Genomic DNA, 12,349 nt, shown 5'->3' with positions numbered 1-12,349 from the left:
GCACTATAGCCAAGCGACTTAATTTTGATTACACCATATGGACTGAGAACAAACTCTCTGTATCGCAACCCATCTCTCTTTTTTTGCTTTTTGCTTGTGCCCATTTATGCTCAATTGGGTTAAGATCTGGCGAATATGTAGGCAAATACTCCACCATATACCCTGCATCGATGATGACTTGTTGAATATTATGTTTTTTGTGAAAAGTGGCATTGTCCATCATGATTACACTGTTTTTAGGGAGTACTGGGATAAGGACTTGTGTGACCCAGGCATAGAAAACATCGCTGTTAATATTGATATCAAATAATCCGATAGCAAACAGCGTTGTGCCTAATAAAGCGCCGATAACATTTGTTCTTCCCCTAGCTCCCCAGTTCTTCAGGCCAAAACACCGTTGACCTTTTGGGGAATAGCCGTGAGTCCGTGGGGCATCGTGTGAAAAACCACTTTCATCAATAAAAACAATAGGTTTACCTTCTTTTTCATACTGTTGTTTTTTTTGTTGAAATCCCTGCCGGGCGTTTTCGTCGGCTTTCGGATGACGTAGAGTTTTTTTTATAGGTCAATCCCAGCTTTTTAAGCGCTTGCCAAATGGCCTTCTGACAAACGCCAAAACGCTCTGCACGTTCTTTTTGGTAAGCATCTGGATATTGTTCAACATCTTTTATCAACTCGGATTTATCGATCTTTCGCTGACGCGTGGTCGATGCTTTTGACTCTATTTGATTAATCCAACGCGATACAGAGGCAGGGCCAATCCGAAATTGCTTCGCTGTTTCTCGGATACTCAACCCTTCGTTTTTCCGTGTAGATATCACTTTACGTCTAAAATCAATTGAATAGCTCATTTAAATAATGTAATCAAAATTAAGTCGTTTAGCTATATCATCGCTCCCGATAGCAGCTCCCCATGGCAAAGCAAAAGTTTAAAATCACCAACTGGCCCACCTACAACAAAGCACTCAGACAACGCGGCTCCCTGACGGTCTGGCTTGATGAGTCCGCCATCGCTGCATGGACTGACAGTTCTTCGCCTGAAGGGCGTGGTCGGCCGCTTTACTACACCGATATGGCTGTTACCACGGTTTTGATGATAAAGCGCGTGTTTAACCTGTCGCTCCGTGCATTACAGGGCTTTGTCGACTCGGTTTTTACACTGATGAGCCTGCCACTGCGCTGCCCGGACTACTCTCTGGTCAGTCGGCGGGCAAAAACCGTCAGTATCAGCATAAAAACGCCAACGCGTGGTGAAATCTCGCATCTGGTCATCGACAGTACCGTGCACTGGTCAAGTAAATCAGGACACTTTTTTCTCAGCCATTTGTTCATAACGCACCGGAGACAGATCCCCGTTAGCGGCATGATGCCTGTGTAGGTTGTAGTAGCGGATATACGTCGCCACATCCTGCTCCATGTAAGCCCGTGTTGGCTGGGGTACCAGCAGCAACCATTCATGTTTCAGACTGCCCCAGAAGCGCTCCATCACCGCATTATCCCAGCAGGCACCCACGTCTCCCATACTGCTCCTCAGCCTGTAGCTGCTCAGCAGCGCCTGAAAGCGTTGTCCCGTGTACTGCGCCCCCCTGTCCGTATGCACCACCAGGCCCGGCGGGGGAGTTCGCAGGTTATATGCCTGCATCAGGGCCCCGCAGACCAGCGATGAGGTCATCCGTCTGTCCACCTGCCAGCCCACTATCTGCCGGGAGTACAAATCCATAATAGCCGCCAGATACAGCCAGCCTTCACCGGTCTTCAGATACGTGATGTCACTCGCCCACACCTGATTTGGCCCCGGCGGGTTAAAATTCTGGTTCAGCAGGTTTGGGGCCACCTCTGCACCCGGGCGGGGTTTTGTCGTGACCTTATAAGTCCGGCGCTGTCGGCAGACCAGCCCCTCTTCCTGCATGAGTTTCCTCACCCGCCAGCGGCTGATTATGATGCCTTCTCCACGAAGCCTTTTGACCAGCGTCCGGCTTCCTGCTCCCTGCCTGCTGGCGGCGAACAGCGCCTTTAACCTGACCCGGACCTCCACGTCTTTTTGCAGCGGTTCGGCGGGCTTTTTTCGCCATGCATACCAGGCAGAGGCCGTCACACGCATGACCCGACAGAGTGTACGAACGCTGAAGTCAGTGGCATTGTCGAGAATGAACCGGTATCTCACGACATATGTTTCGCGAAGAAGGCACTCGCCTTTTTTAGTATCTCCTTCTCTGTACGTAACTCTTTGTTTTCCTTTTGTAACCGTTTTAACTCTGCACGTTCATCATCGCTGAGTACGCCGTTGCTCTGCTCGCGTGCCAGCGAGACCCATGTATGCAGGGTTTTGTTGCTTATGCCCAGCGATGCTGCTGCCCTGGCTATCGTATAGCCCTGCTCTGTTACCAGGGCAACGGCTTCCTTTTTAAACTCAGGGGTAAATTGTCGTTTATGGTTCACTAAACACCTCCGTTTTGGATGTAAGTTTAGTGTCCTGATTATTCAACCACTACACCGGTCTGAAGGTCTTTGGCGAAGGTGAATGGAAAGTCAGGCAGCATGGGGCTGACAGACGAAGAGTGTGGCGCAAGCTTCATCTGGCAGCAGACAGTGCGACGCATGAGATTATCTGTGCCGACTTATCGCTCAGCGGAACGACAGATGCGCAGGCACTGCCGGGCCTGATTAACCAAACCCACCGAAAAATCAGGGAAGTGTCAGCAGACGGTGCTTATGACGCCCGTTACTGCCACGATGCGTTGCTAAGAAAGAAAATCAGGCCCCTTATCCCGCCGCGAAGCGGAGCCAAATACTGGCCGGACAAGTACCATGAACGTAACCATGCGGTGGCGAATCAGCGTCTGAGCGGGAGTAATGATATGTGGAAAAAGAAAGTGGGTTATCACCGACGTTCAGTGGCAGAAACAGCGATGTTCCGCATAAAAACTTTGCTGGGTGGCCATCTGAGCCTGCGTGACTATGAGGCTCAAGTAGGTGAAGCCATAGCGATGGTCAAAGCGCTGAACCGTATGACGTTGTTGGGTATGCCACACAGCGTCAGGATAGGATAACAGGTGTAGCAGAGGGAGTCATCCTGTCGGCTAATTCTGATTTATTCAACAAAGCCATTACTACCTACTGAAACCGAATTAGATCTATCTGCAACAGAATTAGCACCAATTGCAACTGCATTTACAGCACTTACAGAACTTCCTGAACCTAAAGCTGTAGAATTATAGCCAAGCGACATTATTTTGATAACAGCCAGCTATGCTTCTTTGCCGCATATCAGGGCATAGGATGTAATCATTTTTAAGTCGGTTGGCTATATATGTACTGGCGGTTGAATCTGAACCCGTTGCTGTTGAGTTTGAACCAGTAGCGTTCGCACGGAATCCTGTTGCGACCCCTTTGTTCCCAGTAGCTGAAGCTGCTGCACCTGTAGCCGTGCTGTTCATTCCAGTAGATGTGCTACCTTGTACAGTAGCCTTACTAAGGTAACCAGTAGCAATACTGTTATCCCCAGATGCTCTACTATTACTGCCGGTGGCTGTACTGTTTATGCCACTAGCTATGCTCCCCTGCCCTGTGGCTGTGCTCGCTTGTCCTGTGGCTTTACTATTTGTTCCACTTGTTGTACTATTATTTCCATTAGCGTAATCTGTAAAAATATATAAATAACTAGTAATTAAGATAGCTAAATTATTTTTTTCATAAAATATCCATTAAATTTTTTTGAAAAATATCAGCGTTTTTGAAATAAAGGTTGCACCTCCCATACCCTTATCCTTCTACCAGTTCCTTATAATCAATAAACTTCAAGATACAGCGTGATAGGCTTACTTGATGTACTTTCTGCTGAATAAGGTACATGCATCTTGAAGTATAGATAACTATTAGGGTGACCGCAAGGATTCGTTAATTTTTGGCGATATACCTAAAAGTTATATAGCTACTCAGTAGTTATAATTATTTATTGTCACAAATGCATGCTCCGCCCCGCACGAGAGAAGCATGCATTTGCAGCTGTGGTTAACTCAACGCTTCAAATATCATCTCCATCGCAAACCCCTTGTACTGAAGGTGCCTGATTTGTTTGTTTTTATCCTTCTGGTCAGTGGGTAACATTTCACCAAACTTCCTGACTCTGGCTTCTTTTGCTAACGCATACCAGTCAATATTGCTCTTTTCGAGTTCCTGCTCTATCAGCTCCTGTGAAAATCCTTTCTGCCGAAGCTCCTGCTTTATCCGTGTGGGGCCATGTAGTTTTTTAACATGTTTGTCAAAAAGATAAGCAGAAAATTGAGCATCATTAAGATAATGATTATCAGTCAGAAGCCGTAAAACACGTTCTACGTCTTCTGTTTTTTCGGTCAGTCGGATCAACTGCCGGTGCATATCGCCAGATGCGTAATTCTTTTTTGCCAGCAATGACACCGCATAGTCATATAATTCCTGTCTGGTCATGCCTGGCTCCTTTTGTAGCAAATTCCGTTTTTCCCCACCGATAATCCCTGAATTTTCTCTGCCATCAACGGCCAGAGTGACGTTTTACGCTTGTTTTGTTCGTAGAGTGTCCTGAGGTAGCTTTCAGTTCCCGGAAACTGAGGGCCATCTTCCAGATCTTCGCTGTAATCAATCGCTTTTTTCATATCGGAAGCGGCATAGCTGTAATATTTGCTTTTCGCCTGATTAATCGCGTCTTCCACCAGAATACGTCGCAACAACGTGGCCGAAAGGGCATAGCCATGTTTATATAATGTACTTGATAATGTCCGGACAAATGAGTTCGTAAGATACGCAAGGGACCTGGCAAGTTCTTCTTTTGACGAGTCGGTAATGCAGTCATTGATTAAATCAAATCTCCCCACATCGGAGGTGAAACAGATATATGAATCCAGTCCTTTTTCTTTTGCGATATTTATGAATACCTGGACATCATCGTCTTCCTTTATACTGGCTTTTGTATGTAACCGATAAAAACGAGTGTCACACTGGAAAGAAAAGGCTGCAATAGATTTTTCCCTGGCCTCTTCATCCCTTCCGTCCTCAATCAGAGCAGTAATGAATAATTCATCCCATGTGCTTTTATCTGAATATTGTTTGTCACCCACTCGCTCCATATATAACAATAGTTCAATGGCTTCTCCTGGTCTTACCTCCTCCATGAGTAGTCTTGCGTAATCAAAGTAATGCTCAGGGCGACAAAACTCTCCTTTTTTTAATGTTTCTGAAAGGAAATTGTTATCCTTTATTATTATACTGATATCTAATGCTTCCCGGTTGCGTTTTTTTTGATAATACATGTCACGAATCTTGCGTAAAACATCCGCTCCCAGTAAGGTACGATATTTTTTGAATATACCACATCCAAAATAAACTTCATTAACAATGAAATTAAATACTTTTTGGGCAATAAATGCAGGGTCACTATTTTTCTGCGCAGCCAGTGATTTCATCCATGTATCCAGCAGAACGGAGTAATAGTCCATCCAGCTTCCGCTGGAAGTGTCAGAGTTTTCACTGAATTTTTCAAACTCAAGCATGATTTTTACACTCAGGCGTTCCACTTCTTCCGGGAGGGCCACTGCGATCTTCTCCAGTGGTTGCGCAATACTTCGTGTCAGCTCATCATAAAACGCATCCGCTTCGTAGTAATCATAAAAATGTTTACTTTTAGCTCGTCGACTGTATTCCTTTTCGATAGTTTTTAGCACGTCCGGCGCGGATAACAGATATCCGTTAATGAGTGTGGTTCTTGCCTGTTTATTATCCTGCGCCAGGTCATGAATAATATTAATCAAAACTTCCTGAGTCATGCTTTTTAATAACTCACTTTGTTTTTTGTTCAGTTCTGTTGTCATATACCCTCCACAAAAAAAATCAAATAAAGGTGTAAATACATTTAAAAAACTATAACCGGATACCATAATCAACGGGAGCTACTGCCCGATCCCGCAATTCAAAAACACCAAATCGATTGAGATGCTGCCGGTATGGACTCAGTGCCCGCAAAATCTCATGTGTTATCTCCATTCCTTCACTTTGTAGTTCTTTAAGTGCCTGTGTCATTGAGTGGCAATTATGAAAAATCGGCTTTGTTGAATAAATCAGAATTAGCCGACAGGATGACTCCCTCTGCTACACCTGTTATCCTATCCTGACGCTGTGTGGCATACCCAACAACGTCATACGGTTCAGCGCTTTGACCATCGCTATGGCTTCACCTACTTGAGCCTCATAGTCACGCAGGCTCAGATGGCCACCCAGCAAAGTTTTTATGCGGAACATCGCTGTTTCTGCCACTGAACGCCGGTGATAACCCACTTTCTTTTTCCACATATCATTACTCCCGCTCAGACGCTGATTCGCCACCGCATGGTTACGTTCATGGTACTTGTCCGGCCAGTATTTGGCTCCGCTTCGCGGCGGGATAAGGGGCCTGATTTTCTTTCTTAGCAACGCATCGTGGCAGTAACGGGCGTCATAAGCACCGTCTGCTGACACTTCCCTGATTTTTCGGTGGGTTTGGTTAATCAGGCACGGCAGTGCCTGCGCATCTGTCGTTCCGCTGAGCGATAAGTCGGCACAGATAATCTCATGCGTCGCACTGTCTGCTGCCAGATGAAGCTTGCGCCACACTCTTCGTCTGTCAGCCCCATGCTGCCTGACTTTCCATTCACCTTCGCCAAAGACCTTCAGACCGGTACTGTCGATGACCAGATGCGAGATTTCACCACGCGTTGGCGTTTTTATGCTGATACTGACGGTTTTTGCCCGCCGACTGACCAGAGAGTAGTCCGGGCAGCGCAGTGGCAGGCTCATCAGTGTAAAAACCGAGTCGACAAAGCCCTGTAATGCCCGGAGCGACAGGTTAAACACGCGCTTTATCATCAAAACCGTGGTAACAGCCATATCGGTGTAGTAAAGCGGCCGACCACGACCTTCAGGCGAAGAACTGTCAGTCCATGCAGCGATGGCCGACTCATCAAGCCAGACCGTCAGGGAGCCGCGTTGTCTGAGTGCTTTGTTGTAGGTGGGCCAGTTGGTGATTTTAAACTTTTGCTTTGCCATGGGGAGCTGCTATCGGGAGCGATGATAGTGCTTTGATCCGGCGATCCCCTGAAAGTTCGATTTATTCAACAAAGCCTGAAAAATCAGCAAATTGGCAATTAGGTGATTGTGTTTAATAATCTTCAATTGCTTATCCCGTACATTTTCTTCGAGTGTATTGGCTGCAAAATAAACCCACTGCACAAATTTATTAAAATTTTCACATTTATTTGTTGCCCCCAGGATCATTCTGCGTAACTCTTCACTGCTGACATATTCCAGAAGAAATAATGTCCGGATGACACGTCCAAGCTCCCGAAAGGCAAAATACAATTTATTTTTACGACTGGCTGTTCCCAGTTTGCGCAGGATCGTCGACGGGGCAATGCAGCCGGCTTTAACAGACTGAGCCACCTGCAACATATCGGGTAAATGTCGTTCTATTAACGCCCAGTCGATATTATCCTTGCTGAAAAGCGCCTGAATATGCAGGTAAGTCTGTTCAGATGACGATTTATAGCATTTCAAATCCTTCCAGTTACGAATTCTGGGCATGAGTCTGATGCCCAGCAGGGCTTTGTTGAATAATTTAACCGTTTGATTTACATCTTCTTTAGTTAGAATGCATTTACAGAGAATGTATTTTGTTAGAACGACAAATCAAATAGTTAGCACAATAAAAAGCATTCCGAGAGGAAAAATTAGTCGTTGAAATTTTATAATGCTTATATAAATCAGTATCTTAAATTATTCAACAAAGCCGAGAGGCTATACCACTACGCTATCCTGAGCGGAGAAATGCAGCGATAAGGCCCGCCAGTTGTCGCAAATATTCATCTCTTAATTCAAAGAATCATAAACTCATATAGAATAGTACTCTATGAGACAAGAGAGGGTCTATGAAATTAATCGGATATGCGCGGGTCAGTACGGGTGTAGTGGTCAACTAAATTTGGCCACCCTACCTGACTGTTGATGGAACAGCCGTTCTGATTCATTTGGTGTTAACCCACCGTTATACCAGTGAGGTCTGACATCGCTATAATAATGGGTTATGTAGCGAATAATGGATGATTGAGCAGTACTAAAGCTTTGGTAGCCAGTCGTTGGCACCCATTCAGTATTCAGACTACGGAAGAATCGCTCCATCGGACTATTATCCCAACAATTTCCTCTGCGACTCATACTTTGGGTCATCTGATAACGCCACAATGCCTGCCTATACTGACGACTGGTGTAATGGCTTCCTTGGTCACTATGAAACATGACTTGTTTGGGATGCCCACGCAGTTCCCAAGCCATTTGTAGTGCTTTGGCTGTTAATTCTGAATCTGGCGAAAACGACATTGCCCAACCCACGGGTTTTCGGGCAAATAAATCTAATACCACCGCCAGATACGCCCATCGGTCGCCTGTCCAAATATAGGTTACATCGCCGCACCAAACCTGGTCAGGCTTGGTAAGGCTTTATTGAATAATTTAAGATACTGATTTATATAAGCATTATAAAATTTCAACGACTAATTTTTCCTCTCGGAATGCTTTTTATTGTGCTAACTATTTGATTTGTCGTTCTAACAAAATACATTCTCTGTAAATGCATTCTAACTAAAGAAGATGTAAATCAAACGGTTAAATTATTCAACAAAGCCGCTTGGTAACAGCGAACTGCCTATTGAGCAGATTTGGAATATCAATACGTTCATTTCCACCGCTGTTGTATTGATGTTTTCTTGTTTGGCAACTAACGAGGGTTAATTCTTTCATCAACTTACCCGCTAACCACCGCCCAAGTTTCACGTCGTGTGTATTGGTAACCATCGTGGCGATAGTCCTTGCGCCCGCAGACCCGCCACTAACGTTCCACGCTTCGCTGACCAGGCTACGTTTTATCGTCCGCTCAATATCTGGCTCCTTAGGTCGACACCAATAGCGATAACTGCTTCGGTGAACATTAAAAATACGACACAACGCTTTCACTGGATAAAGCGCTCTTAGCTTTTCAACTACCGAGAATTTTTCAGTGAGTCGGACATTAAGAGCGCAGTAGCCTTTTTTAAGATGGCTGCACTGGTCAAGTAAATCAGGACACTTTTTTCTCAGCCATTTGTTCATAACGCACCGGAGACAGATCACCGTTAGCGGCATGATGCCTGTCTAGGTTGTAGTAGCGGATATACGTCGCCACATCCTGCTCCATGTAAGCCCGTGTTGGCTGGGGTACCAGCAGCAACCATTCATGTTTCAGACTGCCCCAGAAGCGCTCCATCACCGCATTATCCCAGCAGGCACCCACGTCTCCCATACTGCTCCTCAGCCTGTAGCTGCTCAGCAGCGCCTGAAAGCGTTGTCCCGTGTACTGCGCCCCCCTGTCCGTATGCACCACCAGGCCCGGCGGGGGAGTTCGCAGGTTATATGCCTTCATCAGGGCCCCGCAGACCAGCGATGAGGTCATCCGTCTGTCCACCTGCCAGCCCACTATCTGCCGGGAGTACAAATCCATAATAGCCGCCAGATACAGCCAGCCTTCACCGGTCTTCAGATACGCGATGTCACTCGCCCACACCTGATTTGGCCCCGGCGGGTTAAAATTCTGGTTCAGCAGGTTTGGGGCCACCTCTGCACCCGGGCGGGGTTTTGTCGTGACCTTATAAGTCCGGCGCTGTCGGCAGACCAGCCCCTCTTCCTGCATGAGTTTCCTCACCCGCCAGCGGCTGATTATGATGCCTTCTCCACGAAGCCTTTTGACCAGCGTCCGGCTTCCTGCTCCCTGTCTGCTGGCGGCGAACAGCGCCTTTAACCTGATCCGGACCTCCACGTCTTTTTGCAGCGGTTCGGCGGGCTTTTTTCGCCATGCATACCAGGCAGAGGCCGTCACACGCATGACCCGACAGAGTGTACGAACGCTGAAGTCAGTGGCATTGTCGAGAATGAACCGGTATCTCACGACATATAGCCAAGCGACATTATTTTGATAACAGCCAGCTATGCTTCTTTGCCGCATATCAGGGCATAGGATGTAATCATTTTTAAGTCGGTTGGCTATATGTTTCGCGAAGAAGGCACTCGCCTTTTTTAGTATCTCCTTCTCTGTACGTAACTCTTTGTTTTCCTTTTGTAACCGTTTTAACTCTGCACGTTCATCATCGCTGAGTACGCCGTTGCTCTGCTCGCGTGCCAGCGAGACCCATGTATGCAGGGTTTTGTTGCTTATGCCCAGCGATGCTGCTGCCCTGGCTATCGTATAGCCCTGCTCTGTTACCAGGGCAACGGCTTCTTTTTTAAACTCAGGGGTAAATTGTCGTTTATGGTTCACTAAACACCTCCGTTTTGGATGTAAGTTTAGTGTCCTGATTATTCAACCACTACAATGGCGGAGGTGCTGGGCGAGCAGCATGACCCGGCACTCCCGCAGCCGCTGCGCCAGTCTTCCGCCCGCAAACCTCTGTCCGCCTCACTTCCGCGCGAAACCCGCACGCTGTCGCCGGCATAAACCGCCTGTCCGGCGTGCGGCGGCGACCTCAGCCCGCTGGGCTGCGACGTGTCAGAGCAGCTGGAGCTTATAGCCAAGCGACTTAATTTTGATTACACCATATGGACTGAGAACAAACTCTCTGTATCGCAACCCATCTCTCTTTTTTTGCTTTTTGCTTTTTGCTTGTGCCCATTTATGCTCAATTGGGTTAAGATCTGGCGAATATGTAGGCAAATACTCCACCATATACCCTGCATCGATGATGACTTGTTGAATATTATGTTTTTTGTGAAAAGTGGCATTGTCCATCATGATTACACTGTTTTTAGGGAGTACTGGGATAAGGACTTGTGTGACCCAGGCATAGAAAACATCGCTGTTAATATTGATATCAAATAATCCGATAGCAAACAGCGTTGTGCCTAATAAAGCGCCGATAACATTTGTTCTTCCCCTAGCTCCCCAGTTCTTCAGGCCAAAACACCGTTGACCTTTTGGGGAATAGCCGTGAGTCCGTGGGGCATCGTGTGAAAAACCACTTTCATCAATAAAAACAATAGGTTTACCTTCTTTTTCATACTGTTGTTTTTTTTGTTGAAATCCCTGCCGGGCGTTTTCGTCGGCTTTCGGATGACGTAGAGTTTTTTTTATAGGTCAATCCCAGCTTTTTAAGCGCTTGCCAAATGGCCTTCTGACAAACGCCAAAACGCTCTGCACGTTCTTTTTGGTAAGCATCTGGATATTGTTCAACATCTTTTATCAACTCGGATTTATCGATCTTTCGCTGACGCGTGGTCGATGCTTTTGACTCTATTTGATTAATCCAACGCGATACAGAGGCAGGGCCAATCCGAAATTGCTTCGCTGTTTCTCGGATACTCAACCCTTCGTTTTTCCGTGTAGATATCACTTTACGTCTAAAATCAATTGAATAGCTCATTTAAATAATGTAATCAAAATTAAGTCGTTTAGCTATATAGCCAAGCGACTTAATTTTGATTACACCATATGGACTGAGAACAAACTCTCTGTATCGCAACCCATCTCTCTTTTTTTGCTTTTTGCTTGTGCCAATTTATGCTCAATTGGGTTAAGATCTGGCGAATATGTAGGCAAATACTCCACCATATACCCTGCATCGATGATGACTTGTTGAATATTATGTTTTTTATGAAAAGTGGCATTGTCCATCATGATTACACTGTTTTTAGGGAGTACTGGGATAAGGACTTGTGTGACCCAGGCATAGAAAACATCGCTGTTAATATTGATATCAAATAATCCGATAGCAAACAGCGTTGTGCCTAATAAAGCGCCGATAACATTTGTTCTTCCCCTAGCTCCCCAGTTCTTCAGGCCAAAACACCGTTGACCTTTTGGGGAATAGCCGTGAGTCCGTGGGGCATCGTGTGAAAAACCACTTTCATCAATAAAAACAATAGGTTTACCTTCTTTTTCATACTGTTGTTTTTTTTGTTGAAATCCCTGCCGGGCGTTTTCGTCGGCTTTCGGATGACGTAGAGTTTTTTTTATAGGTCAATCCCAGCTTTTTAAGCGCTTGCCAAATGGCCTTCTGACAAACGCCAAAACGCTCTGCACGTTCTTTTTTGTAAGCATCTGGATATTGTTCAACATCTTTTATCAACTCGGATTTATCGATCTTTCGCTGACGCGTGGTCGATGCTTTTGACTCTATTTGATTAATCCAACGCGATACAGAGGCAGGGCCAATCCGAAATTGCTTCGCTGTTTCTCGGATACTCAACCCTTCGTTTTTCCGTATAGATATCACTTTACGTCTAAAATCAATTGAATAGCTCATTTAAATAATGTAATCAAAAT

The 12,349-nt window shown here is 45.9% G+C and carries 15 protein-coding genes and 6 pseudogenes; 3 read left to right on the top strand and 18 right to left on the bottom strand.

Annotation, left to right across the window (positions count from 1 at the left end):
* Nucleotides 1-28: 28 nt before the first annotated feature.
* Together ACQGXV_RS20545 and ACQGXV_RS20540 are read right to left on the bottom strand one after the other, a co-directional pair.
* Entirely contained in the window at nt 29-562 is a 534-nt protein-coding gene (locus ACQGXV_RS20545) for an IS630 family transposase (RefSeq protein ID WP_440862665.1), read from the bottom strand.
* The gene (locus ACQGXV_RS20540; RefSeq protein ID WP_440862584.1) at nt 486-851 is read right to left on the bottom strand and encodes an IS630 transposase-related protein; all 366 of its coding nucleotides are present in this window, start codon (nt 849-851) and stop codon (nt 486-488) included. Before ACQGXV_RS20540 ends, ACQGXV_RS20545 begins: the two co-directional genes overlap by 77 nt.
* A 62-nt stretch (nt 852-913) precedes the next feature.
* Here ACQGXV_RS20540 and ACQGXV_RS20535 point away from each other — a divergent pair.
* Nucleotides 914-1,282: pseudogene (locus ACQGXV_RS20535) on the top strand (transposase); the annotation flags it as partial.
* An 18-nt stretch (nt 1,283-1,300) separates the two neighbouring features.
* Here ACQGXV_RS20535 and ACQGXV_RS20530 read toward each other — a convergent pair.
* A protein-coding gene (locus ACQGXV_RS20530) for an IS3 family transposase (protein ID WP_440862953.1) occupies nt 1,301-2,439 on the bottom strand; the annotation gives its coding sequence in 2 pieces (ribosomal slippage) (nt 1,301-2,202 and nt 2,202-2,439; 1,140 coding nt in all).
* A gap of 53 nt (nt 2,440-2,492) precedes the next feature.
* Here ACQGXV_RS20530 and ACQGXV_RS20525 point away from each other — a divergent pair.
* Nucleotides 2,493-3,050, top strand: a pseudogene (locus ACQGXV_RS20525) (IS5 family transposase); the annotation flags it as partial.
* Nucleotides 3,051-3,091: 41 nt separating this feature from the next.
* On the opposite strand, the gene ACQGXV_RS20520 reads toward ACQGXV_RS20525, so the two are convergent.
* From ACQGXV_RS20520 to ACQGXV_RS20470, 11 genes and pseudogenes are all read right to left on the bottom strand, one after another.
* Nucleotides 3,092-3,229, bottom strand: coding sequence for a hypothetical protein (locus ACQGXV_RS20520; RefSeq protein ID WP_440862952.1), 138 nt, complete (start codon nt 3,227-3,229; stop codon nt 3,092-3,094).
* Nucleotides 3,213-3,437, bottom strand: a complete 225-nt coding sequence (locus ACQGXV_RS20515; RefSeq protein ID WP_440862951.1) for a hypothetical protein — start codon at nt 3,435-3,437, stop codon at nt 3,213-3,215. The genes ACQGXV_RS20520 and ACQGXV_RS20515 overlap by 17 nt, the downstream gene beginning before the upstream one ends.
* 3 nt (nt 3,438-3,440) lie before the next feature.
* Nucleotides 3,441-3,650: pseudogene (locus ACQGXV_RS20510) on the bottom strand (hypothetical protein); the annotation flags it as partial.
* 361 nt (nt 3,651-4,011) lie between these two features.
* Nucleotides 4,012-4,446, bottom strand: coding sequence for a regulatory protein RecX (locus tag ACQGXV_RS20505; protein ID WP_440862950.1), 435 nt, complete (start codon nt 4,444-4,446; stop codon nt 4,012-4,014).
* The gene (locus ACQGXV_RS20500; protein ID WP_440862949.1) at nt 4,443-5,843 is read right to left on the bottom strand and encodes a DUF6880 family protein; all 1,401 of its coding nucleotides are present in this window, start codon (nt 5,841-5,843) and stop codon (nt 4,443-4,445) included. The genes ACQGXV_RS20505 and ACQGXV_RS20500 overlap by 4 nt, the downstream gene beginning before the upstream one ends.
* A 49-nt stretch (nt 5,844-5,892) precedes the next feature.
* Nucleotides 5,893-6,072: a Tn3 family transposase gene (locus ACQGXV_RS20495; protein WP_440867535.1), complete on the bottom strand. Its 180-nt coding sequence runs from the start codon at nt 6,070-6,072 to the stop codon at nt 5,893-5,895.
* 57 nt (nt 6,073-6,129) lie between these two features.
* Nucleotides 6,130-7,053 (bottom strand): IS5 family transposase, encoded by a 924-nt coding sequence (locus ACQGXV_RS20490; protein ID WP_440862725.1) that lies wholly within the window; start codon nt 7,051-7,053, stop codon nt 6,130-6,132.
* Between the two features lie 78 nt (nt 7,054-7,131).
* A pseudogene (locus ACQGXV_RS20485) lies at nt 7,132-7,605 on the bottom strand (Tn3 family transposase); the annotation flags it as partial.
* A 369-nt stretch (nt 7,606-7,974) separates the two neighbouring features.
* Nucleotides 7,975-8,499, bottom strand: a pseudogene (locus ACQGXV_RS20480) (IS3 family transposase); the annotation flags it as partial.
* Between the two features lie 174 nt (nt 8,500-8,673).
* Complete coding sequence (locus ACQGXV_RS20475; RefSeq protein WP_440862948.1) at nt 8,674-8,853, bottom strand: hypothetical protein; 180 nt, start codon at nt 8,851-8,853, stop codon at nt 8,674-8,676.
* A gap of 262 nt (nt 8,854-9,115) precedes the next feature.
* The gene (locus ACQGXV_RS20470) at nt 9,116-10,348 is read right to left on the bottom strand and encodes an IS3 family transposase (RefSeq protein ID WP_440862947.1); all 1,233 of its coding nucleotides are present in this window, start codon (nt 10,346-10,348) and stop codon (nt 9,116-9,118) included.
* Between the two features lie 54 nt (nt 10,349-10,402).
* On the opposite strand from ACQGXV_RS20470, the pseudogene ACQGXV_RS20465 reads away from it, so the two are divergent.
* Nucleotides 10,403-10,600, top strand: a pseudogene (locus ACQGXV_RS20465) (IS66 family transposase zinc-finger binding domain-containing protein); the annotation flags it as partial.
* On the opposite strand, the gene ACQGXV_RS20460 reads toward ACQGXV_RS20465, so the two are convergent.
* The 4 genes from ACQGXV_RS20460 to ACQGXV_RS20445 are packed head-to-tail and all read right to left on the bottom strand — an operon-like array spanning nt 10,577 to nt 12,329.
* The gene (locus ACQGXV_RS20460) at nt 10,577-11,158 is read right to left on the bottom strand and encodes an IS630 family transposase (RefSeq protein ID WP_440867534.1); all 582 of its coding nucleotides are present in this window, start codon (nt 11,156-11,158) and stop codon (nt 10,577-10,579) included. The pseudogene ACQGXV_RS20465 and the gene ACQGXV_RS20460 overlap by 24 nt on opposite strands.
* Entirely contained in the window at nt 11,082-11,447 is a 366-nt protein-coding gene (locus ACQGXV_RS20455; RefSeq protein WP_440862584.1) for an IS630 transposase-related protein, read from the bottom strand. Before ACQGXV_RS20455 ends, ACQGXV_RS20460 begins: the two co-directional genes overlap by 77 nt.
* 59 nt (nt 11,448-11,506) lie before the next feature.
* Entirely contained in the window at nt 11,507-12,040 is a 534-nt protein-coding gene (locus ACQGXV_RS20450) for an IS630 family transposase (protein ID WP_440867533.1), read from the bottom strand.
* Nucleotides 11,964-12,329, bottom strand: a complete 366-nt coding sequence (locus tag ACQGXV_RS20445; RefSeq protein ID WP_440862946.1) for an IS630 transposase-related protein — start codon at nt 12,327-12,329, stop codon at nt 11,964-11,966. The genes ACQGXV_RS20450 and ACQGXV_RS20445 overlap by 77 nt, the downstream gene beginning before the upstream one ends.
* Nucleotides 12,330-12,349: the final 20 nt, after the last annotated feature.

It is taken from the genome of Symbiopectobacterium purcellii, from assembly GCF_052050035.1.
GTDB lineage: Bacteria > Pseudomonadota > Gammaproteobacteria > Enterobacterales > Enterobacteriaceae > Symbiopectobacterium > Symbiopectobacterium purcellii_A.
Note: the sequence above shows the minus strand (reverse complement) of the source record. Positions and strands in the feature narration are given on the sequence as shown.

Excerpts from the sequence above, each read along its gene's own strand:
- ACQGXV_RS20505 (WP_440862950.1), bottom strand. The coding sequence starts at position 4,446 with ATGACCAGACAGGAATTATATGACTATGCGGTGTCATTGCTGGCAAAA.
- ACQGXV_RS20515 (WP_440862951.1), bottom strand. The coding sequence starts at position 3,437 with ATGAACAGCACGGCTACAGGTGCAGCAGCTTCAGCTACTGGGAACAAA.
- ACQGXV_RS20540 (WP_440862584.1), bottom strand. The coding sequence starts at position 851 with ATGAGCTATTCAATTGATTTTAGACGTAAAGTGATATCTACACGGAAA.
- ACQGXV_RS20475 (WP_440862948.1), bottom strand. The coding sequence starts at position 8,853 with ATGGTTACCAATACACACGACGTGAAACTTGGGCGGTGGTTAGCGGGT.
- ACQGXV_RS20520 (WP_440862952.1), bottom strand. The coding sequence starts at position 3,229 with ATGTCGCTTGGCTATAATTCTACAGCTTTAGGTTCAGGAAGTTCTGTA.
- ACQGXV_RS20455 (WP_440862584.1), bottom strand. The coding sequence starts at position 11,447 with ATGAGCTATTCAATTGATTTTAGACGTAAAGTGATATCTACACGGAAA.
- ACQGXV_RS20490 (WP_440862725.1), bottom strand. The coding sequence starts at position 7,053 with ATGGCAAAGCAAAAGTTTAAAATCACCAACTGGCCCACCTACAACAAA.
- ACQGXV_RS20500 (WP_440862949.1), bottom strand. The coding sequence starts at position 5,843 with ATGACAACAGAACTGAACAAAAAACAAAGTGAGTTATTAAAAAGCATG.
- ACQGXV_RS20445 (WP_440862946.1), bottom strand. The coding sequence starts at position 12,329 with ATGAGCTATTCAATTGATTTTAGACGTAAAGTGATATCTATACGGAAA.